The sequence below is a fragment of the Brevibacterium sp. UCMA 11754 genome (genome assembly GCF_021532275.1).
GTDB lineage: Bacteria > Actinomycetota > Actinomycetes > Actinomycetales > Brevibacteriaceae > Brevibacterium.
Window position 1 is genome coordinate 55168 of sequence record NZ_JACBOT010000024.1, and the last position, 22068, is coordinate 77235.

At 64.3% G+C, this 22068-nt stretch carries 20 protein-coding genes; 2 read left to right on the forward strand and 18 right to left on the reverse strand.

The genetic code is table 11. The features are described from left to right. Positions 1-5: 5 nt before the first annotated feature. From scpB to HX613_RS12400, 18 genes are read right to left on the reverse strand one after another with little or no spacing between them, the layout of a single operon-like run. Entirely contained in the window at positions 6-638 is a 633-nt protein-coding gene (gene scpB / locus HX613_RS12315) for an SMC-Scp complex subunit ScpB (protein ID WP_235345600.1), read from the reverse strand. After that, entirely contained in the window at positions 635-1486 is an 852-nt protein-coding gene (locus HX613_RS12320; RefSeq protein WP_268826865.1) for a segregation and condensation protein A, read from the reverse strand. Before HX613_RS12320 ends, scpB begins: the two co-directional genes overlap by 4 nt. Further along, positions 1483-2352, reverse strand: coding sequence for a ParA family protein (locus tag HX613_RS12325; RefSeq protein WP_235345602.1), 870 nt, complete (start codon positions 2350-2352; stop codon positions 1483-1485). Before HX613_RS12325 ends, HX613_RS12320 begins: the two co-directional genes overlap by 4 nt. A gap of 39 nt (positions 2353-2391) precedes the next feature. After that, on the reverse strand, positions 2392-3339 hold the full coding sequence (xerD, locus tag HX613_RS12330; RefSeq protein WP_235345603.1) for a site-specific tyrosine recombinase XerD: 948 nt from the start codon (positions 3337-3339) through the stop codon (positions 2392-2394). A 10-nt stretch (positions 3340-3349) separates the two neighbouring features. Continuing rightward, positions 3350-4039 (reverse strand): NUDIX domain-containing protein, encoded by a 690-nt coding sequence (locus HX613_RS12335; RefSeq protein ID WP_235345604.1) that lies wholly within the window; start codon positions 4037-4039, stop codon positions 3350-3352. Positions 4040-4051: 12 nt separating this feature from the next. After that, a complete protein-coding gene (locus HX613_RS12340) occupies positions 4052-5734 on the reverse strand; it encodes a CTP synthase (protein WP_268826220.1) in 1683 nt (560 codons plus the stop codon). Between the two features lie 8 nt (positions 5735-5742). Further along, positions 5743-6879, reverse strand: coding sequence for a group 1 glycosyl transferase (locus HX613_RS12345; protein WP_235345606.1), 1137 nt, complete (start codon positions 6877-6879; stop codon positions 5743-5745). Positions 6880-6912: 33 nt separating this feature from the next. Beyond that, entirely contained in the window at positions 6913-8058 is a 1146-nt protein-coding gene (locus HX613_RS12350; RefSeq protein WP_235345607.1) for a glycosyltransferase family 4 protein, read from the reverse strand. Next, positions 8055-9779, reverse strand: coding sequence for a murein biosynthesis integral membrane protein MurJ (gene murJ, locus HX613_RS12355; protein WP_235345608.1), 1725 nt, complete (start codon positions 9777-9779; stop codon positions 8055-8057). The genes HX613_RS12350 and murJ overlap by 4 nt, the downstream gene beginning before the upstream one ends. Further along, on the reverse strand, positions 9776-10657 hold the full coding sequence (locus HX613_RS12360) for a hypothetical protein (RefSeq protein WP_235345609.1): 882 nt from the start codon (positions 10655-10657) through the stop codon (positions 9776-9778). The genes murJ and HX613_RS12360 overlap by 4 nt, the downstream gene beginning before the upstream one ends. Position 10658: 1 nt before the next feature. Further along, entirely contained in the window at positions 10659-11615 is a 957-nt protein-coding gene (locus HX613_RS12365) for a copper transporter (RefSeq protein ID WP_235345610.1), read from the reverse strand. Then, complete coding sequence (gene steA, locus HX613_RS12370; RefSeq protein WP_235345611.1) at positions 11608-12846, reverse strand: putative cytokinetic ring protein SteA; 1239 nt, start codon at positions 12844-12846, stop codon at positions 11608-11610. Before steA ends, HX613_RS12365 begins: the two co-directional genes overlap by 8 nt. A 15-nt stretch (positions 12847-12861) precedes the next feature. After that, positions 12862-14565 (reverse strand): DNA repair protein RecN, encoded by a 1704-nt coding sequence (recN, locus tag HX613_RS12375; protein WP_235345612.1) that lies wholly within the window; start codon positions 14563-14565, stop codon positions 12862-12864. Continuing rightward, positions 14566-15507, reverse strand: a complete 942-nt coding sequence (locus tag HX613_RS12380) for an NAD kinase (RefSeq protein ID WP_235345613.1) — start codon at positions 15505-15507, stop codon at positions 14566-14568. It lies immediately after the preceding gene. Next, positions 15504-16307, reverse strand: coding sequence for a TlyA family RNA methyltransferase (locus HX613_RS12385; RefSeq protein WP_235345614.1), 804 nt, complete (start codon positions 16305-16307; stop codon positions 15504-15506). The genes HX613_RS12380 and HX613_RS12385 overlap by 4 nt, the downstream gene beginning before the upstream one ends. Next, positions 16304-16546, reverse strand: coding sequence for a hypothetical protein (locus HX613_RS12390; RefSeq protein WP_235345615.1), 243 nt, complete (start codon positions 16544-16546; stop codon positions 16304-16306). The genes HX613_RS12385 and HX613_RS12390 overlap by 4 nt, the downstream gene beginning before the upstream one ends. Then, positions 16539-17576, reverse strand: coding sequence for an HAD-IIA family hydrolase (locus HX613_RS12395; protein ID WP_235345616.1), 1038 nt, complete (start codon positions 17574-17576; stop codon positions 16539-16541). Before HX613_RS12395 ends, HX613_RS12390 begins: the two co-directional genes overlap by 8 nt. Next, positions 17573-18874: a hypothetical protein gene (locus tag HX613_RS12400; RefSeq protein ID WP_235345617.1), complete on the reverse strand. Its 1302-nt coding sequence runs from the start codon at positions 18872-18874 to the stop codon at positions 17573-17575. The genes HX613_RS12395 and HX613_RS12400 overlap by 4 nt, the downstream gene beginning before the upstream one ends. On the opposite strand from HX613_RS12400, the gene HX613_RS12405 reads away from it, so the two are divergent. Together HX613_RS12405 and HX613_RS12410 are read left to right on the forward strand one after the other, a co-directional pair. Further along, positions 18812-19579, forward strand: coding sequence for a hypothetical protein (locus tag HX613_RS12405; protein ID WP_235345618.1), 768 nt, complete (start codon positions 18812-18814; stop codon positions 19577-19579). The genes HX613_RS12400 and HX613_RS12405 overlap by 63 nt on opposite strands. Before the next feature lie 998 nt (positions 19580-20577). Continuing rightward, positions 20578-22056, forward strand: coding sequence for an aldehyde dehydrogenase family protein (locus tag HX613_RS12410; RefSeq protein WP_235345619.1), 1479 nt, complete (start codon positions 20578-20580; stop codon positions 22054-22056). Positions 22057-22068: the final 12 nt, after the last annotated feature.

Consider the following 22068-nt stretch of genomic DNA (forward strand, 5'->3'; position numbering starts at 1 on the left):
TCAAATCAATCGTCAACTCGTGACATCTCGTCGTCGAGATCGGCCATTTCGTCGTCTGCGGAGGCCAGAACCTCGGAGTTGTCGGCACCCAATTCGGCGACGTCGGCGTCTTCGGGAAGGTAGGGAGCGATCTCCGGCAGGTCGTCGATGCTGTTCATCCCCAACGCGTCGAGGAACTGGTGCGTGGTGGTGTAGAGCAGCGCCGAGGTGGTCGCTTCCTTCCCGGCTTCGACGATGAGTCCGCGCAGGAGCAGAGTGCGAATGACACCGTCGACGCTGACGCCGCGGATGGCGGCGATGCGCGGGCGCGATATCGGCTGCCGGTAGGCGATGACGGCGAGTGTCTCGAGGGCGGCCTGGGACAGTTTCGCGCTCTGGCCAGACGTGAGGAAGTCCTTGACGATCTCGTGATAGTCCCCGCGGGAGAAGATCCTGAAGCCTCCGGCGACCAGGCGGATCTCGAATCCGCGCTGCCGGCCGCCGTCTCTGCCGTCGTAGTCGGCCTTGAGTTCGGCAATGGCATCCGTGATCGTGTCCTCGTCGAGTCCGAGGGCAGTGGCCAGCTCATTCGCCGAGACTGCGGAGTCGCTGATCATGAGGACCGCTTCGATCCCGGCCAGAATTTCGTCGTCGATCATGCAGATCCCTCTTCGTCATCGTGGGCACTATCCCCATCGCCGTCCCACTCCCCCTCGGTGCGCAGGTCCACCCCGTCGTCGGTGGACTCGGTGCGGGAGATGAACAGCGGTCCGAGCGGCTCCTCCTGGGCGAAGTCGCAGAGGCCGACCTTGAACAGTTCCAGCAGTGCCAGGAATCGGGCCACGACGACCAGCGTGTTATCGGCCGTGTCGAGGAGTCTTTGGAAGTCGAGGTCCCCGGCGCGCAGCAGGCTGAGGATGTGGCCGCGCTGCTCGGAGACGCTGACCAGCGGCAGGTGGATGTGGTCGACGGCGACGCTCGGCGGCGTGTGGTCGCGTTGGAGCACAGTCGCATAGAGTCCAGCCAGCTCACCTGGACCGATATGGATCTCCAGCGGCGGCAGCACGTCCTGGAACTCGGGTTCTAGTCCAACGCTGCGCGGCGCCCTGATCGATCCCGCGGCCATGGCATCGGCGAAGAATCTGCTCACGGACTTATAGGCCCGGTACTGCAGCAGGCGGGCGAAGAGAAGGTCGCGGGCTTCGAGCAGTTCGAGGTCGAGTTCCTCTTCGCCGTCTTCGTTCGGCAGCAGACGTGCCGTCTTGAGGTCGAGGAGAGTCGCAGCCACCAGCAGGAACTGGGAGATCTCGGCGAGGCTGGAACCGGCTTTGGCACCTGCCCGTTGACTCAGACCGGTCGTGTAGGCGATGAACTCATCGGTCACCTCGGCGAGGGCGATCTCTGTGACGTCGAGACGACGTTTGGAGATCAGGCCCAGGAGCAGGTCGAAGGGACCGGAGAAGTTCTCCAGCTCAACCTGGAACCCTTCACTGACGGTCTCGCTCAGGGTGCGCCTCCGCGGGCGATGAGCTCCCTGGCGAGTCGACGGTAGGCCTCGGAGCCCGCGTGCTTGGGGGCGAAGCTCGTGATCGGTTCGGCAGCGACCGAGGCGTCCGGGAACTTCACGGTGCGATTGATGACCGTATCGAAGACCTTGTCATCGAAGGCCTCGGTCACGCGCGACATGACCTCCTTCGAGTGGAGGGTGCGCGAGTCGAACATCGTGGCCAGGATCCCGTCGACGACGAGGGAGGGATTGAGGCGGTCCTGGATCTTCTCGATGGTCTCCACCAGCAGTGCGACGCCGCGAAGGGCGAAGAACTCGGTTTCGAGCGGAATGATGACACCGTGCGCGGCGGTCAGAGCGTTGACGGTCAGCAGGCCAAGGGAGGGCTGGCAGTCGATGAGGATGACATCGTATTCGTCGGTGACCTTCGACAGCACTCGTGAGAGGATCTGCTCACGGGCGACCTCGCCCACGAGCTGGACTTCGGCGGCGGAGAGATCGATGTTGGCCGGGAGGATGTCGATGTTCTCGAAGTCGGTGCTGACGATGACCTCGTGCGGATCCATACGCGAATTCATCAGCAGGTTGTAGATGCTGATTTCCAGGTCGTAGGGATTGACGCCCAGACCCACGGACAGTGCGCCCTGCGGGTCGAAGTCGACGAGGAGCATCTTGCGTCCGTAGGCGGCCAGAGAGGCGCCGAGGTTGATCGACGAGGTCGTCTTGCCGACGCCGCCCTTCTGGTTGACCATCGCGATGATGCGGGCAGGCCCGTGACTGTCCAGCGGTGCTGGCTCGTCGAAGTCCTGCTGCTCAGGGTCAGTGGATTTCGACTTGGGAATATCCAGCGCCTGTTGCGTATTCATCACTCGGATGGCCACCTTTCGTTGCTCTTGGCTCCAACCCTACCGCGCCCGGGGGTGCGAGGTCGCGTACACTTCCCGCAATGTTTCCTCTGACACCTTGGTGTAGATCTGCGTGGTCGTGACTGACGCGTGTCCCAGCAGTTCCTGGACGACGCGAATATCGGCACCGCCCTCCAGCAGGTGTGTCGCGAACGAGTGCCGGAACGTATGCGGTGAGACTTCAACTTCCAGCCCTGCCAGTTCGCCGGCATCCTTGACGATCTGCCACGCGGTCTGACGCGACAGGCGGGTTCCCCGCGCGTTGAGGAACAGGGCCCCGGCCGGTGCTGATGATCTGACCTTCGCGGCCATGCTCGGCCTGGTCCGTGACACCCAGGCGCCAAGTGCTGTGGAGGCGTGGGAGCCGAAGGGCACGATCCGCTCCTTCCCGCCTTTGCCGTAGAGGCGTACGAGGCTGGCCTCGAGATCGACGTCGTCGAGGTCGACGCCGACAGCTTCGGAGATCCGTGCCCCCGTTGCGTAGAGCAGCTCCAGAAGTGCGGCCGCTCTGATCTGTGCGGGCTCCTCGCCGCCTGTTGTCGCCAGCATGGCTTCGACATCGTCCAGAGACAGTGCCTTGGGCAGGCGCAGGCCCTCCTGTGGTGGGCTGACCTCGGATGCCGGATCCGTAGCCGCCAGCCCCTCGCCGAGGGTGAATCCGTGGAACCGGCGCACCGCGACGAGAGCTCGTGCACGGGTCCGTGGGGCCAGGTTCTCATCGAGGAGGTGGAGGGCGAAGGCCTCGACATGGGTGCGTGCGACCTCGCCGAGGTGGCCGATCCCCTGCCCATTCAGCCAGGTGCCGTACCTGGCCAGGTCACGGGCGTAGGCATCGATGGAGTTCCGCGAGAGCCCACGCTCGAACCGCAGTGAGTTCAGGTACGTCTCAAAAGCGCGGGACAGCGACTGCGGCAGCTCCGGGAGCAGTTCGGCACCGTGCCGGGCCATGGCTCAGACCTCAGGCTCGCGGTCGGTCTGAGCCGCCGGCAGTGCCCTGGTCAGCAGCATCGTCACGGCCATCAATGAGACGGCGGGGCGCATCGACGCTGCGGGTTCTGATCGGCTTCCCGGCGGCTTCGGCACGCAGGATGCGATCCACCTGTAGGATCGCCAGCTGCGCGATCGAGTTCGTGATCTCCCCCGCGCTGACTGCGTCGAGAGCCTCGTCGAGGCTGGCCCAGCAGAATCTGAAGCCCGCTTCCTCTTCGCTGCGTGCGTGCCGGTCCTCGTCTGCGATGAGCTCGAGGTCCCGGGCCAGGTAGAGGCGGATCGATTCGCTGCTGCCGCCTGGTGTCAGGCAGGAGTCGGTGAGGACTTCCCAGCGCCCGGCTCGCAGATCGGCTTCTTCTGCCAGTTCTCGCTTCGCAGCGTCGAAGGGATCTTCGCCGGGGATATCGAGGAGACCGGCGGGGACTTCCCAGAGCCTGGCCCGGACGGGATGGCGGTACTGCTGGATGAGCAGGATCCGCTCCTGCTCATCCACGCACGCGATGGCCACAGCACCCGTGTGAGCCATCATGTCGCGCACCAGCCCAGATGCTTCGGGCAGGTCGAAGGTCTCTCGCCGGATGTTCCACACCGCTCCGTGGTAGACCACGTCGGATGCGGTGATGGTCGGCGTATAGGCCTCGTCGCGCAGATCGCTCAATTGGGGCCCTGCCTACTTCTTGGCCTTCAGTGCCGCTGCCACGAGTCCTGCGAACAGCGGATGGGGCTTGGTCGGGCGTGACTTGAGCTCGGGGTGAGCCTGCGTCGCCACGTAGTAGGGGTGCTCGGATTCCGGCAGCTCGACGAATTCCACGAGTTCACCGCTGGGCGAGGTGCCCGAGAAGCGGAGACCTGCCGTGGCCAGCTGATCACGGTAGGTGTTGTTGACCTCGTAGCGGTGACGGTGACGTTCGGTGATGAGCGTCGATTCGTAGACTCCGGCGACGACACTGCCTTCGTCGAGCTTCGCCTCGTAGGTGCCCAAGCGCATGGTTCCGCCCAGGTCGCCTTCGCCTTCGACGATGGAGAGCTGTTCGGCCATCGTGGCGATGACGGGGACCTGCGTATCGGGGTCGAATTCGGAGGAGGATGCCTCGTCGATGCCGGCGACGTTCCGGGCATATTCGATGACCATGCACTGCAGGCCCAGGCACAGACCCAGGGTCGGAATGCCGTTTGTCCGGGCGTATTCGAGTGCGCCGAGCTTGCCGTCGATGCCGCGGATGCCGAAGCCGCCGGGCACGCAGATCGCGTCCAGGCCGGACAGACGCTCACGAGCGCCTTCCTCGGTGTCGCAGTCATCGGAGGCGATCCATTCGACCTTGACCTTGGCGTTGTTGGCGAATCCACCGGCGCGCAATGCCTCGGTGACCGAGAGATAGGCGTCAGGGAGGTCGATGTACTTGCCCACGATGCCGATGCGCACGACGTGCTCGGGGTTGTGGACGCGCTCGAGAACCCAGTCCCACTTCGTCCAGTCGACATCACGGAAGGGAAGGTTGAGGCGACGGATCACATAGACGTCGAGGCCACCGTCGTGGAGGACCTTCGGAATGTCGTAGATGCTCGGTGCGTCCACGCAGGACACGACCGCGTCGGACTCCACGTCGCAGGAGGAGGCGATCTTCGTGCGGATCGAGTCCGGAAGCTCCCGGTCGGAGCGCAGCACGATCGCGTCGGGCTGGATGCCGATCGAGCGCAGTGCTGCCACAGAGTGCTGAGTCGGCTTCGTCTTCAGCTCACCGGAGGGCCCGAGGTACGGAACCAGGGACACGTGGATGAAGAACACGTTGTCGCGGCCGATGTCGTGTCGGACCTGACGTGCGGCCTCGAGGAACGGCTGGGATTCGATGTCACCGACGGTTCCGCCGATCTCGGTGATGATGACATCGGGACGTTCGTCGATGGGACGTTCGGCCTGGGCCCGCATCCGCGACTTGATCTCATCGGTGATGTGCGGGATGACCTGAACAGTGTCGCCGAGGTAGGCCCCGCGACGCTCCTTGGCGATGACCGAGGAGTAGACCTGTCCGGTCGTCACGTTGGCTGCGCCGTCGAGATCAACGTCGAGGAAACGTTCGTAATGGCCGATGTCGAGGTCGGTCTCAGCACCGTCTTCGGTGACGAAGACCTCGCCGTGCTGGAAGGGATTCATTGTTCCGGGATCCACATTGAGGTAGGGATCCAGCTTCTGCATTGCTACCGAGAGTCCGCGCTGAGTGAGCAGGTGGCCGAGGCTCGAAGCCGTCAGTCCCTTGCCCAACGAAGAGGCAACGCCTCCCGTGACGAAGATGTGCTTTGCCGTATTTGTGCCGCCTGGGCCAGTTCGATTCACCACGGGATTTGATCCTATCAAAGTTGGGCTCACGAATCCGACGATTCGGCGACTTCGGCGTAGAGGTCAAGCAGCGTCGCAGAGATCGCTGCCCCGTTGTTCACGTCAATCACGCGCTTCTTTGCGGCCACAGCCTGCGATCCACGTCCCGCTGGGTCGTCGAGAAGATGATTGATCTCACTCAGAAGCGCGTCGGTGTCGTCGGCTGCGACGGCCTTGGCCGCAGCACCCCAGATGCCGGCGCGTCTCTGGTTGCCGATGAAGACCGCCGGCTTCGACAGCTGCATGAGGTCTTCATGGCTGAGTCCTGTCATGGTCTCGCTGGCGATGACGACGTCCGCGGCAGCTGCGACGTCGACGAGGTCACCGGACGGGGCGACGATGACGCCGCGGTCGGCGAAGGCGGACTCAATCGTGGACCGGTCCTTGCCGGTGCCGGTGAGGACCGTGACGACGGAACGGCCGGGCCGCTTCGTGTTGATCTGGTCGGCCGCATCGAGGACCGTGGCCAGAGCGGTGTGGTCGCGCAGGGCAATGGGGCTGGCGACCATCCACGTGCCCTCTTCGACGCCGAGTTCCTTACGCACCTGTGCACGCGGTGTTCTGACGGTGAGGTCGACGTCGATGTCCGGGTGGACGAGCTCGGCGCGTTCGACGATCGGGACCTTGCCCCCGAAGTAGTCGACGACCGGTTCGGTGGTGCCCAGGAGCGCGGTTGCGGTGCGGCCGACGATCTCCGCGCCGGTCTTCTCGATCACGCCGGCTGCGTCGAAGGACTCGATCGTCGCGACGACCTTCGGGTGCAGGCGGGCGGGGAGACCGGTGAAGGCGAGGCCGGCGAGGGTCGCAGCATGCAGGCCGTGGGCGTGGACGATGTCCACGTGCTGGTAGTACTTGTGCAGAGTGAATGCGGTATTGGGATCTGCCAAGGTGAAGCGTCGTCGGGCTGCCAGCTCGATCTCGCGGAAGTTGTCCGCCAGGTCCTCGGGGACTCCGAATGTGCCCAGCAGCGAACGGTGGGCAGCGACTGCTACCTTGAAGCCGGCGCGCAGATGCCCGAGGACTGCGAGTTTCGCGACTTCGACGACGGGACCCGTGGTTTCGGCGAGTACATGCAGAATCCTCGTGTCTGCGCTGAGTGGGTGGACCTCGCCGGATTCGCTCATTTCCTCATCCTTTTCATTAGATCGACGCTGCTTCTACCCTACCTGGGAGGGCATGAGTTCCGTGTATATGCCCACCAGTTCTTTGGCCACTTCCCTCTCATCGGGAAGTTGGGCTCCGCGGGCCTTGGCCCGGGCGGCCAGCTGGGCTCTGCGAGCGGGATCCGAGGCCAATTCGCCGATGGCTGCGGCAAGGCCCATGTCGTCATCGTCATCGATGAGAATGCCCGCATCCCCGACGAGTTCCGTCGTGCCACCCGTGCTGGTGGCGATGATGGCTCGTCCGGAGATCAGCGCCTCCTGCAGCACCAGTGCACGGGCCTCCCAAACACTGGTGAGCACATAGATATCGGCGGCCGCATTGAGTTCGGCGATATCGTCTCTGGGGCCCAGGAAATGCAGAGCAGGCACCGCCGAGGTGGCGGCGAGGTCCTCGTACTGCCCGTGCACCTCGTCGAGGACGGCGCGGTCGGCGGCTCCTGCGATGAGGAAGACGAGTTCTGGTCGTTGACGCCCGCCGAGGTGGCCCAGGGCCCGGACGAGCATCGGATAGTTCTTCTGCGGTGCGACACGCCCGACGGCGAGCACGATGAGCGCGTCTGGCCCGAATCCGAACTCCGCGGCCAGTGCCGCACGAGTGGCAACGGCCGCCTCGGCGGGGACCTCTTGGACTTCCGGGGCTGCGGCGGGCACGAACCTGGCATCGCGTGCGCCGAGTTCCCGCGCCCTGTCCACCAAGTCGGTGCTGGCTCCGATCGTCAGGTCCGCGCCCTTGGCCAGCAGAGTCTCGATACTGGTCTCGACCGTGGCTCTCAGCCCCTGACCACTGGCCCGGTTGTGCAGGCTGATGATGAGGCGGGGGCGATGCCGAAGGGACCGCGCGGCCAGCAGTGCGACGAAGCCTGCCCGGAAGCCGTGGGCGTGGACGATGTCGGCGGTGAAGGTGCCGATGAGCTTTCGCAGGCGGATGATCAGAGCGCCGTCACGGGCACCGATTCCGGTTCCCATGTCGAGTGCGGCGAAGCGGACTCCGGGCAGAGAGGAGAAGCCGAAGTGCTCATCGGTGGACGCGGGACCGATGACCCCGAGCTCGTGGCCGGAGGCTGCGAGGTCACGGGCCAGGGCACGCACATGGGTGCCCACTCCCCCGGTCGATGTGCCGAGCACGTAGACGATTCTCATCTCTCATCCTCATTCTCGCTCGGAGTGATCGGTCGCTGCGCCTGTACGGCAGGGTCGGTCTGTTCGGCGAGGTCGGGACCACCTCGGCGATTCGACAGCAGTCCGCGAACCTCGGTGAAATAGCTGCGGTCGATGGCGAGGATGCCGATGAAGATCACCACGCCGACAAGGGCGGAGACCACGCCGTTGATCACCGACCCCACGGCTGCGGTGCCGAGAGGGCCGACCAGCCACCCGGACACGAGGACACCGGCGACTGAGGCGACGGCCGCGGCCAGCAGGGAGTGCAGGCTGCGGCGCACAATGCCGCGCAGGCCAGCCGCTCCCAGGACCCGGCGCATCGAGACGAGCAGGAACAAGCCGGCAACGCTCATACCGAGGACATAGCCGGCGCAGATTGCCACGAGGGTCAGGCCGGCGTCTCCGTCGGCGTTCGTGACCAGGATCGCGAGCACCATGCCGACGATGACGAAGACCCACCCGACCGTTGTGGCCACGGCCGCGTGACGGGAGCGTTCCATGGCGTAGAAGACTCGCGTCCCCCAGGCGACGAAGGACCAGCCGGGGACTGCGAGGGCCATGACCATGATCGCCTGGCTCATCGAGGAGAAGGGCGCAGACCCATGTCCGCTCGCAGCATCGATGGCAGTGAAGAACGTCTCCAGGGCGCCGGCAGCGGTCATCAGGATCACCGTGCCCAGCAGGCCGATGCTGACGATGACCGTCGTGGTCGTCGACGTCAGCTGGTGCAGGCGCAGGGTGGCCGCTTCTCGGTCCTCGGCGCTCGAATCGGGATCCTTCGTCCGCCCCACCCATCCGGACACGGAGGGGAACATGACCGTGACCAGTGGGATCGCGAGTACCCCATAGGGCAGGAGGTAGACCGCGTTGATATAGGCGAAAAGTACGTAGGTGCCCTCACCGCCGGAGTAGTTCGCCATTATCAGCGTCGACAGCACTGCCGCCTGCTGAGCGAGCAGCGCGGCCATTCCTGCTCCGGCCAATCGCAGTGCACGGTGGGCGACGCCGGGAGGGAAGGTCCAGGTGGGCGAGATTGTGAGACCGGTCGAACGCATCGGCAGGGCCAGCGGCAGTGCCAGTGCCGCGACGCCGATGGTGGTGCCCCAGCCGAGCCAGCCGATGTGGGACTGCCAGGTCCCGTCGGTGCCGCCGACGCTCTGGTAGGCGAAGTAGCATCCGATGACGACGAGACTCGAGAGCAGCGGCGCGAATGCCGGCCAGAGGAATTTCCGGTGGGCCTGGAGGACACCGGTGAGCACGGCGCCGACGCCGTAGAGGACGAGCTGAGGTGCGAACATGAACAGGAAGACTGCGGTGGCTCTGTGCTGCTCGCCCCCATCCTCGATCAGCAGGTTGGCGATCGGGTCGGCGAAGACCGCGAGGATGATGCTCAACGGCAGGGTGACTGAGACAGCCCAGGTCAGAAGTGCCGAGGCGATCCGTCCCGCCGTCTCCTTGTCCGAGCGGGCCAGGGGAATCGCCAGAAGTGGAATGACGGCTCCGGCCAGCGCGCCGCCTGCGACGACTTCGAAGAGGATGTTGGGAATCTGGTTCGCCGACTGATAGGCGGTGCCGACGGTGCCGACACCCACCGTCGGCGAGAAGACCAGCCACCTCAGGAACCCGATGAGGCGGGTGAAGAGGGTGATGACCGAGACGAGCAGCGCCGCGGAGGCGAAGACTCGAACCAGCTTACTCACATGGCCTCGCGGCCGAAGGCGTCGATCTCACGCAGTCCGGGGGTGGATTCGATGATGGAGGTGAACGAGACCTTCTCACTCAGCAGGGTGAGGCCGGCCAGTCCGGCCAGCACCAGACAACGTTGGGTGGCCGTCGACTTCTCGGCGACGATCGTGCCCAGCGCGGCGCCGAGGGCGTTGGCGCCCGTGTCGCCGAGCATCACCGCACCGTCGAGGTCGTCTGGCCACGCCGCCGCACTGGCCCCGGCGATGGCTGCGCTGGGCGCCCAAGTCAGGCCGTGCTTGTGGGGCATGAAGGACAGCGTCAGCAGCCCTGCCTTGAGGGCGCGTCCAGGGCGGAGATCGAGCAGATTGAACAGGTTCGCGGTTCCGGCGATGACTCCCCCGGTGACGACGACGTCGATCGCGGACCCGAACCAGGTCTGGTCCGCCGTCGTTGAGTTCGAGGTGAACAACCCATGATTGCCTGTGCTTGTGCCTGTGCCGGTCCGCAGAATCGTCGCAGCCGCGATCGAGGCCAGCGGGATTCCGATGACCTTGATCCCGCCGGTCGTGATCTGGCCATGGGCCAGGGCGCTGAGGTGACCGCGCAGTCCCTTCGATTCACCGGATTCGAGGAAGTCATCAACAGCACCCAGACCTCCGGCGACGGTGGTCACCAGCAGGGTTGCTGCGCGCTGACGTGGTGCTTCGATGAGGAAGCTGCCGGCGAGCAGTCCCGCGGTCACCGCTGGACCTTCGACGAGCGAGACGTCATGGCCGGCATGGTTCGTGCGCACGACCTTGTCGTGGGTGCGCAGCTTCGAGGACAGGATCGCCTTGGTCGCCGTGTAGCCGAGGAGGCCGGCGACGGCGGAGCCGACGAGTGAGCGGATCATCTCAGTCCTTTCCCTTTCCCGGCATGATCTCTTCGGCATCATCGGAGAAGCCGTAGTGGCCGTGGGTTCCGGCTTCGCCTGCGGCAAGGGCGCGGACGGTGATGACGGCCCCGGCTCCCAGGCCGAGTCCGTCGACGGTGCTGGCCCGCGACTTCTCGGTCCTGAGGATGGACACGAGCCCGTTCTGGGCCGAGCCCGCGTCTCCGGCCACGACCACGGACTTCGAGTCAGAGGTCAGCGAATTGATGAAATCGGTGATGAGGGTGCGGTTCGCCTTGTCATTGGTCGCTTCGGGGCTGGGCTCGGTCTCATCGGCGAGCTTCGAATTCTCATCATCGATGACGACGAAGAGTGAGGTCGGCTTGTGGTCGGTGTCGGTGCGCAGACGTCCCGCGTCGACGAAGGCGTCGAAGATTCCGGAGGACTTCTTCTCCGCAGCGTCCCGGTCCTGACCGCGTTCAAGCATTGTGGCCTTGCCGGTGAGAGCGATGACGAGGGCGGAGCGAAGCGCCGTCGAATCGTCCTTCGGCAGGCTCGGCACCGAATCTCTTAAGGTTTTGAGGAAGTCTTTGGAGTCCTTCAGCGACAAGGTGTTGTCCACGAAGGAGACGTCTCCGCCGATCTTTCCGCCGGCTTCCTTGATTCGGTTGGTGACCTCTTCGACCTGCTCGGGGTCGGCATTCGGTGCGCCGATGATGCTGACGTCTTCACCCTTGAGCGTGTCCCCGATGAGCTCGGGGGCGGCAGAGGTCACGAAGTCGTTCTGCTTGTCGATGTTGCCGTTGGCTGCATCGATCTTCGCGCGCAGATCGTCACGGTCTGCGCGCAGTGAGTCGACCTGGCTCTGCAGGGACTCACCGATCGGCTCCTTCAGCGGTCCAGCGCCCAGGACGATTCCCACCGCCAGGGCCAGGAAGACCGAGACGAGAGAGACAAGGTGGTAACGAAAATCAATCACTGGTCAGTCCTTGAATGATGCTGGAAGATTCTGAGGATGCAGCGGGGTCGCCGCCGAACAGGGAGCCGATCCAACCGAAGACCCCGTCGAGTTGAGCTCCGACGAGCCCGATGAGCGTCTGGCCGGCAGCTGTTGCGAACAGTGCCACACCGAGTGCGACGAGGCCCGCGATGATCAGGATGCTCAGCTGCAGGTTGGAGATCCGCTGTCGGTACAGCAGCGATACGCCCTTGGCGTCGATGAGCTTCGAGCCCACGCGCAGGCGCGTGATGAATGTCGAGGCCATGCCTTTTCGACCCTTGTCGAGGAATTCCATCACGGTGTCATGTGTGCCCACGGCCACGATCAGGCTTGCGCCCTTGTCGTCGGCCAGCAGCATGGCGATGTCCTCACTGGTGCCCGAGGCGGCGAAGGCGACGCAGTCGACGCCCAGGGAATGGACGCGCTCGGTTCCGGGTGCGTTTCCGTCCCGGTAGGCATGGACGACGATCTCGGCCCCGGACGTCAGCGCAGTGTCGGACACGGAGTCCATATCGCCGACGATCATGTCGGGTTTGTACCCGGCTTCGATGATGGCGTCGGCTCCACCGTCCACGCCCACGAGAAGCGGACGATACTCCCGAATGTAGGAGGCGAGGATCGCGAGGTCCTCTTTGTAGTGGTAGCCGCGGACGACGATGAGGGCGTGTCTGCCGTCGAACTTCGTGGCTACCTCGGGGACGACGAGTTCGGCCGAGAGCAGGTCGGAGTCCTTGCGGATGTATTCGATCGTGTTGTCGACGAAATCCACGAGCACGGAGTTCATTCCGGCCTCGGCTGCGTGCATGTCCTCCGCAATCGTCTCCGAGGTCTGGACTATGCCGGTGGCGATCTCCTTCTCGTCGAGGAGCACCGTGTCATCGGCGATGCTGATCTGGGAGTTCTCCTCAACCAAATCGAAGATCTCCGGGCCGGTGGCGTCGATGAGCGGGATTCCTGCGTCGACGATGATTCCCGGTCCCAGGTTGGGGTAGCGACCGGAGATCGACTTGTCCGCATTGATGACTGCTGCGGGTCTGCAGGCAACGAGTGCCTCGGCAGAGATCCGGTCGATGTCGGCGTGTTTGATGACCGCGATATCGCCTGCACTCAAACGCTTGGTGAGGTCTTTCGTCCGCCGATCGAGTCTGGCAGGAGCCGGGCCGGACCTGGTTGGGACTGTGGGCTTCTCCCGGGTTCTACGCACTTTCATGGTCCGCCCATTCTCTCATGTCAGCGCCGTCTGGCCGGTCTTGACCTGCCGTGCTGAGTCGAGGAGTTCGGCTGCATGGGCCTTCGCCGAGGAGGAGTCCTCCATTCCGGCGAGCATCCGTGAGAGTTCGATGACCCGTTCGTCTTCGCTGAGTTCTCTGACGCCGGATTTCACGGTCTCGGCGTCGTCGTCCTTGACGATGGTGACGTGGGTGTCAGCCCAGGCTGCGACCTGGGGCAGGTGAGTGACGACGATGACCTGTGCATTCTCAGCAAGCTTGGCGAGGCGTCGGCCGATCTCGATGGCGGCCTTTCCTCCGACACCGGCGTCAACTTCGTCGAAGACGTAGGTGGGGATGGCCTCCCCTGCCGCACGGACGACTTCGATGGCGAGCATCACGCGTGAGAGCTCACCGCCGCTGGCGACCTTGCCGATGTCATCACCGGCCGAGGAATCGTGTGGGGCGAAGGTGAGGCGGACATCGTCGCAGCCGTGTGCTGTCGGTTCCCGTTCGGTGAGTTCGAACGTCACCTGGGCCTTCGGCATCGACAGGGCTGCGAGCTCTGCGCTCACGGCTCGGGAGAAGGATGCTGCCGTGGCGGTTCTGATCTCTGTCAGCGCGCTGCCGGCTGCTTCCATTGCGCTGCGTGCTTCGTCGAGTTCGGCGTCGAGCTGTCCGAGGTCGCGGTCATCGGCTTCGAGCTCGGCCAGTTCCTGAGCTGAGCGTGTCTCGAATTCCAGCACCTCGGCCACGTTCTGCCCGTAGGCGGCCAGTGATCCGAGTTCGGCCCTGCGAGCTTCGGTCTCTTCAAGTGAGGTCTCCCCCAGTTCGTCGAATCCGGTGAGGTAGGAGCTGAGCTCTGCGGCGGAGTCGGAGAGGCGCAGGACCGCGTCATTGAGGGCGGCTTTGATTCGAGCCAGTTCCGGGTCCGCGGATTCCACGTCGGTCAGCGCGCTGATGGCCTGGTGCACGTGGTCGACGGCGGCGCCGGCATCGTCGAGTTCGCTGCCGAGGAGGAGGTCGTGGGCACTGCCGACGGCCTGTGTGATCTCGGCCGCGGCTCCGAGCTTCGCGGCCTGCGCGGTCAGGGCTTCATCTTCGCCTGGGACCGGGCGGACCTTGTCGATGGCTTCCAGGCAGCCGCCGAGCCACAGGATCCTCTCCCGTCTGGCCGCGGTGCTGTCCTTGATTCGGGCGACCCGGGCCTCGGTTTCGCGCCAGTTCTCAAATGCTGCACGGTATCTGCCGGCCACGGCCTCGAGCTCGGGGCCTCCGGCTGCGTCGAGCAGCTGCCGCTGTTGGGCGGGGCCTTTGAGTCGCAGCTGTTCGGACTGTCCGTGGAGGGTGATGAGTTCATCGGAGATTTCGGTCAGGACGGAGATGGGGACGGTGCGTCCACCGGCGGTGGCGCGGGCGCGACCCTTCTGTGCCACGGTGCGGGAGATGATGGCTTCATCCTCGGCGCTGCCTCCGGCCTCTTCGATGCGGGAGCGCACGGAGTCGGTGACGGCGGAGAAGATGCCTTCGACCTCGGCCTTCTCCGCACCTTTGCGCACCACACCTGCACCGACCTTGCGGCCCATGAGCAGGCTCAGTGCTGAGACGAACATCGTCTTACCGGCACCGGTCTCACCGGTCACGACGGTGAAGCCGGTGGAGAGTTCGACCTCTGCTTCGGCGATCACGCCGAGGTGGGAGATTCTGAGTTCGGAAATCATCTACGCCTCCTCGATCGGTCCCCGCCAACCGGAGACGGGCAGTCGGAACTTCGCCACCAATCGATCGGTGAAGGGACCCTTGTGAAGTCGGGCCAGCTTGATCGGTGACTGTGAACGTTTGGCTTCGATCCGCGCCCCGGCCGGCAGTTCCAGAGCTCTCCGTCCGTCGCACCACAGGACGGCGGAGAAGTCGGGATTGCGCGGCGAGATCTCCACGCCGAGGCGGGAGTCGGGGTTGACGACGAGCGGTTCGGTGAACAGGGCGTGGGCTGAGATCGGGATGAGCAGCAGAGCTTCCACCTCGGGCCAGACGATGGGGCCGCCGGCGGAGAAGGCATACGCGGTCGATCCGGTCGGTGTGGCCAGGATGACTCCGTCGCAGCCGAATGAGGACACCGGTCGGGCGTCGACGCCGAGGACGACGTCGATCATGCGGGCCTTCGACGTCTTCTCGATGGTGGCCTCATTGAGGGCCCAGGCGTTGAAGATCGCCTCCCCCTCGTGCCACACGGTCACGTCCAGGGCGAGGCGCTCCTCAACGAGGTAGTCACGCTGGGAGGCCCGATGGACCGCCTCGGCGAGATCTTCTCTTTCGCTTTCGGCGAGGAATCCCACATGTCCGAGGTTGACGCCCATGAGCGGGACCCCGGAACCGTGGAAGCGTTCGGCTGCTCGCAGGATCGTGCCGTCACCGCCGAGGACGATGACGAGTTCGCATCTGGTCTTCCAGGTCGCCAGCTGGGCCGGGTCGATGACCTCGCAGCGGCTGAGGAGCTCCTGCTGCACGTCTGCGTGGGAACTGCGTTCGGCGAAGTCGAGGACCTCTTCGTCGAGGACGACTGGGGTGATTCCGTCGTCGAGGAGCGCCTTCCACACGCTCACTGCTGCCACTGCTGATTCCTCGCGCTGGGGATGCAGCAGCACCATGATGTGTCGGCTCACGGCTCTCCTCTCATGATCTGGTCCAGGTGGGTTGCGATGTCCGCCTCGTTGAGCCTATCGGACTCGGTTCGTGTTTTCCCTGGTCGAACACGCAGGAAGTACTCCCGGTTTCCACTGGGACCGGGAAGCACGGAGCCCGCGACGTCGACCACGCGGGCCTCGTGTTCGGCGATGCCGGCGAGGACGGAGTCAAGGGCCCGCCGTCGCTTGCTCACGGTGGAGACGACGCCGTGCTTGTCGAGTGCACCGCGGGCGAGTTCGAACTGGGGTTTGACCATGAGGAGAAGTTCGCCGGTGGACTGTGTGGCTGCCAGCAGCGGAGCCAACAGCAGGCGCAGTGAGATGAATGACACGTCGGCGACGACCACATCGACTCGCGGCACGTCGGAACTCTCCAACTCACGCAGGTTGAGGCCCTCCCGGACACGGACTCTTGGGTCCTGGCGAAGTCCCGCGTCGAACTGGTCGTGTCCGACGTCGACGGCCCAGACCTCCTTCGCTCCCCGGTGCAGGAGGACTTGGGTGAATCCGCCGGTGGAGGCGCCGGCGTCGAGCGCGGTTCTGCCTGCGAAGTCGGTGATGGAGAAGGAGTCCAGTGCGCCGAGGAGTTTGTGTGCGCTTCGTGCCACCCAGGGGTCGGGTTCTGTGATTGTGAGCTCGTCGGCGTCGCTCACATCCTGCGAGGGCTTCGCGGCTGCTCGGCCGTTGATGCTGACCCGTCCGGCGGCGATCTCCCGTGCCGCTCGGGACCGTGTGGCGATCAGTTCCCGTTCGACCAGTTCGCGGTCGAGTCGGCTCACAATGAACTCACCTTGGAGTCGAGGTCATCCAGCAGTGCAGACAGGAGTTCGTGTCGTTCGGCGCTTGGTGCTTGGTCGATCTGCTCAAGGTCACGGCGCCAGTTTTCAACCGGCACATCGCCGTTGGCAGAGGCCGGGGTGGGTGCCGGGGTGGGTCGGCTCGACGATGCCGGTTGGCCAGGCGCTTCGGCCTGCGGTGGTTCGTCGTTCTGCTGTGGTTCGTGCATCGGTTCAGTCATGGATCCTCCGTGGCAGATTCCCTGGAGCCACGTCCTCGCCGCGGTCCATCGCCTCCCATGCTAGTCGGAGAGCGTCCTCGACGATGGCGGCCCCAACATGGGCAGAATCGTCCAGGTGCAGTTCACCATCGACGATCCGAGCGCCCGCGGATCCATGCTCTCCGTCGGCGGATCCATGCGTATCCTCGGCGTCGATGAGCTTCGGCAGGCCGCGCAGGCTGGGCAGGATATAGGTGGGACGCAGACCGGGACTGGCTCGGAGGGCGTCATGAATGTCGTGGACGCCGGTGAGGACGAGAGCGGTTTCGAACCCTGCTGAGTTGCCGCCCTCGATATCCGTGTCGAGGCGATCGCCGACCATGAGAGGTCGTTTGGCTCCGATCCTGCGTGCCGCGAACTCCATCATGTGCGGGGAGGGTTTGCCCACGACGGTGGGCTCAGCACCGGTGAGCTTGGAGAGCATGTCGATGAATGCCCCATTGCCTGGGACCCGGCTCCTGGGACCGACCATCGAATAGTCGGGATTCGTCGCCCACCACTCGATGCCTGATGTGATCGCTTCACAGGCGCGCACGATCGACTCGTACGTGATGCCCGGGTCGAGGCCCTGAGCGATGGCGACGGGGCCCTCATCCAGATTGTGCGTGAGTGTCAGCCCCTCGGACTCCAGCGCCGCGGCCAAGCCGGTCGTGCCCACCAGGTAGATGAGCGCCCCGGTTCCGAATCTCTCGGCAAGCCGTCCGGCCAGCACCTGCGCCGAGGTGGTCACCTCGGCCGGTGTCGTACTGATTCCCAGCGTGGAGATGTGCTCGGCGACCACCTCGGCGGTGCGAGTGGCGTTGTTCGTCACATAGTTGACGGGGATGGACTGCTCGTGGAGGAAGTTGATGCCTTCCGCAGCTCCGGAGATCGGCTCCGGACCGTGGTAGACGACGCCGTCGAGGTCGAACAGCACACAGTCGATCGGTGCGCCCGATTCCTCAGGCGCCCGTCGATCGACCGATGCTGCTGCGTTGGCGGCTGGCGTCACTGATGACCGTTCAGCCGATACGACACGTTCGTCTCCTTTGAGCTCGCGTTGTCGGCAGGCTTGAGGCTCGTGCCCGATTCTTCGGGTTCCGCGTGAGCGTCTTCGGCGTCCTCGAGCAGTTCGTCGAGTTCAGCTTCGATCTCCTCTTCGGAGACCTTGACCTTCTTCAGTTCCTTCTCCGAGACATGCGTCTTCGACTTCGCCGGAACGTGATCGTCTCCAGCCGCGTCAGCAACGGCGTCTGTGATGGCATTGTCTGCAACCAGGCTGGCCGTGGTGGCCCTGTCAGCCTCGGCGTCGCCAGCGTCCTCGTCGAACTCTGCATTGTCAGCGTCCTGGGCGTCTGCGTCGTCGAAATCGACATCATCGGCGTCTGAACCAGCCGCGGTCGGAACCTCGGTCTCGGCATTGTCGAACTCAGCATCTTCGAGTTCTGCAGCGTCCCTGTTGTCAACGCCAGCCATCCCAACAGCATCGGCATCGTGTGCCGAGCCGTACTCAGCCTCAGCCTCAGCAGGAGCATCGTCGAGCGAGGCAGGCTCATCATCTTCGATCTCTTCGACGGTCTCGATTTCCACGCCGAGGTTGGGGTCTGGCTCTTCGTCCCCGAAGAGAGTTCCCGTGGCCTTGGCAGTGCGACGCGAGAGCTCTTCGTACTTGTCGGCCATCTCGGTTTCCCCGTGCAGGCGCAGCACTTCGGAATACGCGGCCATCAGTCGCACCAGTGCACCGCTTGGCTTCTGGGTGAAGTCCTCGGCTTCGATCAGAGCCCGTGCGCCCTTGAGGTCGCCGAGGTCCGATTTCGCTCCGGCGGCGACGATGACGAGTTCGGTGCGAGCATCGTTGTCGAGTTCGAGCTCACCGGACGATTCCAACAGTTCGATGGCCTTCTGAGGCTTGTCACGACCGCGTTCTGCATCTGCGATGAGCGCAATGTTGTCGTTCGAGCCGGAGATTCGTCGGTGCGTGCGCAGTTCGCGAACTGCCTCGTCGTACTTCTCCACGTGATAGGCGGCAATGCCGAGTGCTTCTCGGACCAGGCCGACGCGACCCGCGCGGGCCATGGCGGCCTTCGCATGCTCGTAGGCGCGTTCCGGATCGACATCCAGGAACCCTCCGGCGGAGACGAGGTGCTTGGCAACTGCTGCTGCGTTCTCCTTGTCGAGAGTACGCAGCTGTCCCAGCAGCTCTTTGTCGAGCTCCTTGCCGGTGACCTCATCGGGAATCGGCGGCTCTTGGATGCGCGGACGGCGCGCGCGCTGTTCGCGTGCGTATTCGCCGGTCTCGGTAGAGCGCACAGCTCTGCGGTCGTTATTGTTACGCCCGAAGCCTCCGCGGTCTCCGCCGCCGTCGCGACGTCGACTTCCTCCGCGGTCATCGCGGCGGTTGCCCTGGTAACCACCACGCCGTTCACCGTCATTGCGACGGTCTCCGCCGAAGCCTCGGCGTTCACCATCGTTAGACCGGTTTCCCTGATAGCCGCCGCGACGTTCACCGTCGCTGGAGCGGTTGCCCTGGTAACCGCCACGACGTTCTCCATCGTTGCTCCGGTTGCCCTGGTAGCCTCCGCGGCGATCATCGCGACGGTCGCTGCCGAAGCTGCGGCGCTCACCTTCGTTAGAACGGTTGCCCTGGTAACCACCACGACGATCATCGCGACGGTCGCCACCGAAGCTGCGACGGTCGCCGTCGTTAGAACGGTTGCCCTGATAGCCGCCACGACGCTCACCATCGCTGGAACGGTTACCTTGGTAACCACCGCGACGCTCACCATCGTTGGAGCGATTACCTTGGTAACCGCCACGACGGTCGCCGTCGTTAGAACGGTTGCCCTGATAGCCGCCACGACGCTCACCATCGCTGGAACGGTTGCCCTGGTAACCACCGCGACGCTCACCATCGTTAGAACGGCTACCTTGGTAACCACCACGACGCTCACCGTCGTTAGAACGATTACCCTGGTAGCCGCCTCGGCGGTCGTCGCGACGATCGGAGTTACGTGACCCGCGCTCGTCCCGGGACTGGTGGGAGTCCTGTCGACGATTGTGATTGCTGTCGCGATCTGAGCGGCGCCCGCCGTCCGAGCGGCGGTTCTGCTGGCTGTCTCGCGAATCCCCTGGGGCCACGATTCTCCCTATAAAGTCTTTTCAATGATTCCGCACCATTCTAGTCCACTCGAAACGGGTAAGTCCTGTGCGTGGGAACACGTATTCATTGTCGGCGGAGTGACGCGGTGGTCACGGTAAGTTCTCTTTCGCAGCCACCGGTCAGGTCCAGGCCGCACGATCCGCAGTCTCCGGCCACCTCGATTCGCTGGACGAACCGGCGGCGCATGATTAGGCGGACCAGTCCCCTATTAGGCATCAGGTCATAACATCAAATCAAGATCGCCTCTAAGTGCTCTGTTAGAATCATGGCGAACCGTGCCCTCGGCAACGGCCTGCGGGGACACACGGTCATCTCATCGCGGTCAGTAGGGGATTCATGAAACCTGGTGTGGAAAATTCGAGCATGCTGGTCCGCTCCTCTCATATCCCCGCTTCAACCGCATTACCGTCACGGCAAACTACATCAGCAATTGACCCTTTTCTGATATCACACGCTAATACTGGAACGCAGATTAGGCGCCGTCGCGGTATTGCCCGGCGTTTCAAATACCCCATCGATGTCCCGACAATTGTGCTCATTGTCACCGCAGACTCAGTGCACAGATCGAAGCACGAGGTTGCGCACAGCATCGACTGTTCCGGACCTCGTGCAGACACGGAAGACTTCATCCGAGACCATGCAAGGCCGTATGTGCGCACAGCATCGTCGGCAATCTGTGACCCTGTTCATTCGATTGAGCATCGGATGCCCTTGTTCGCATATCGTGGCTCTCGGAAGCGTCACCACCAGCGGAAAGAGGGGATATGCACACAGCATTGACTCGCACTTCGACATGGGTGGACCAGACAGACTCATTCTCAACGACATTCACCATCAAGAAATAGGAGACATCGTGCCCAACACGCTTTTCATCGATGGACAGTGGGTTTCGGCCCAGAACGGCGGGATCAGAGAGATCCACAATCCGGCCGACGGCAGTTTCGTCGCCGAGGTGGACGAAGCCAGCCCAGCCGACACCGAGCTGGCAATCGCTGCCGCCCGTCGGGCCTATGATTCGGGGGTCTGGTCGAGCGTGCCCGCCAGCGAACGGGGCGATCTTCTCCTCAAGTTCGCGTCGGTCCTGCGTGAGCGCAAGGCCGACTTCGCTCGCGCCGAGTCACTCGACACCGGCAAGCGCTACGTCGAGTCCGAGATCGACATGGACGACATCGCCAACTGCTTCGACTACTTCGGCAAACTGGCCGCCAACGACGCCGGACGTGTCGTCGACGCCGGCACCGACACTGTCGCCAGCCGCATCGTCCACGAACCTGTCGGCGTCTGCTCCCTCATCACACCGTGGAACTACCCGCTGCTGCAGGCCGCATGGAAGATCGCACCGTGCCTGGCAGCCGGAAACACCTTCATCCTCAAACCTGCCGAGCTCACCCCGCACACCGCGATCCTGACGATGCAGGTGCTCGAAGAGCTGGGACTGCCAGCTGGAGTCGGCAACCTGATCCTCGGCGCCGGTGCAGATGCCGGTGCACCCCTGTCGACCCATGAAGACATCGACATGGTCTCCTTCACCGGTGGCCTGGTCACGGGACGCCTGCTGGCGGCCAACGCGGCAGCGACCGTGAAGAAGATCGCCCTCGAGCTCGGCGGCAAGAACCCGAACGTCGTCTTCGCCGATGCTGACTTCGAAGCCGCTGTCGACAATGCGCTCAACGCCGCCTTCGTCCACTCCGGTCAGGTCTGCTCCGCCGGTGCCCGACTCATCGTCGAAGAATCGATCGCCGAGAAGTTCGTCGACCGCCTCGTCGAGCGTGCTCAGCAGATCCGCCTCGGCGGGCCCTTCGATGATAGTGCCGAAACCGGACCGCTCATCTCCGCAGCCCACCGCGACAAGGTCACCGCCTATGTCGACAAGGGCGTCGCCGAAGGCGCCCGCGTGCGCTGCGGCGGCACATGGGGCGAGGGCGAACTGGAGAAGGGCTACTATTACCTGCCCACCATCCTCGACCAGGTCGAACGTGGAATGTCTGTCGTCTCCGACGAAGCATTCGGCCCTGTCGTCACCGTCGAGACCTTCTCCACGGTCGACGAGGCCGTTGAGATCGCCAACGACACCTACTACGGTCTCGCCGGTGCCGTCTGGAGCCAGGATGCGGGCAAGACTCAGCTGGTCGCCCAGCGTCTGCGCCACGGAACCATCTGGATCAACGACTTCCACCCCTACCTGCCCCAGGCCGAGTGGGGCGGATACAAGCAGTCAGGCTCCGGTCGCGAACTGGGACCGACCGGTCTGGCCGAATACCAGGAAGCCAAGCACATCTACCAGAACCTCGAGCCCGCCGTGACCGGCTGGTTCCCCGACCACAGCAAATAAGGAGAGTCAGAA

Coding starts and splice junctions, on each gene's coding strand:
- HX613_RS12325 (WP_235345602.1), bottom strand. CDS start 2,352: ATGAATACGCAACAGGCGCTGGATATTCCCAAGTCGAAATCCACTGAC.
- HX613_RS12360 (WP_235345609.1), bottom strand. CDS start 10,657: ATGATCCGCTCACTCGTCGGCTCCGCCGTCGCCGGCCTCCTCGGCTAC.
- HX613_RS12390 (WP_235345615.1), bottom strand. CDS start 16,546: ATGACTGAACCGATGCACGAACCACAGCAGAACGACGAACCACCGCAG.
- HX613_RS12350 (WP_235345607.1), bottom strand. CDS start 8,058: ATGAGAATCGTCTACGTGCTCGGCACATCGACCGGGGGAGTGGGCACC.
- xerD (WP_235345603.1), bottom strand. CDS start 3,339: ATGGCCCGGCACGGTGCCGAACTGCTCCCGGAGCTGCCGCAGTCGCTG.
- steA (WP_235345611.1), bottom strand. CDS start 12,846: ATGAAAGTGCGTAGAACCCGGGAGAAGCCCACAGTCCCAACCAGGTCC.
- scpB (WP_235345600.1), bottom strand. CDS start 638: ATGATCGACGACGAAATTCTGGCCGGGATCGAAGCGGTCCTCATGATC.
- HX613_RS12345 (WP_235345606.1), bottom strand. CDS start 6,879: ATGAGCGAATCCGGCGAGGTCCACCCACTCAGCGCAGACACGAGGATT.
- recN (WP_235345612.1), bottom strand. CDS start 14,565: ATGATTTCCGAACTCAGAATCTCCCACCTCGGCGTGATCGCCGAAGCA.